The 494-nt window shown below is 64.3% G+C and carries 1 protein-coding gene; it reads left to right on the top strand.

Annotated features, from left to right (window positions below; translation table 11 throughout):
• On the top strand, positions 1-494 hold a 494-nt coding region (locus AB4Z23_RS28320), incomplete at both ends, for a putative colanic acid biosynthesis acetyltransferase (RefSeq protein ID WP_441361285.1).

The following is a 494-nucleotide window of genomic DNA, read 5'->3' as shown; positions in this document are numbered from 1 at the left end:
TGATCGTCTGGCGGCTTCTTGCCGGCTGGACGCCACCGCCGATGCGCCGCTGGCGCAATTTTCTCCTGCGCAGTTTCGGCGCGCGCCTGCATGACACCGCAATGGTGYATTCCAAGGCGATCGTGTGGTGGCCGGGGCACCTCGTCATGGAGCGTCATTCATCTCTTGGACCTGGGGTGATCTGCTACAACGTCGACATGATCACCATCGGCCAATATGCCTCTGTCTCGCAACGTGCCCATCTGTGCACCGGGTCGCATGATGTTCAGGATAGCGCGTTTCCCCTCGTGACGCGGCCGGTGTTGATCGAGGAGGACGCCTGGGTTGCGGCGGAAGCCTTCGTCGGTCCCGGTGTCGTCGTCGGCAAGGGGGCCGTGCTCGGTGCGCGAGCCGTCACCGCGAAGTCATTGGAGCCCTGGACGATCTATGTCGGCAATCCGGCAAGGCCAGTCGGCTCGCGTCGTCAGGAAGCGGCGGCCTCCAACGCGCTCAGC

Origin of the sequence: Agrobacterium sp. MCAB5, assembly GCF_052114365.1 — a bacterium.
In the GTDB taxonomy this organism is placed as follows: domain Bacteria; phylum Pseudomonadota; class Alphaproteobacteria; order Rhizobiales; family Rhizobiaceae; genus Agrobacterium; species Agrobacterium tumefaciens.
The sequence above is the reverse complement of the archived record's forward strand: the minus strand, read 5'-3'. Positions and strand labels throughout refer to the sequence as shown.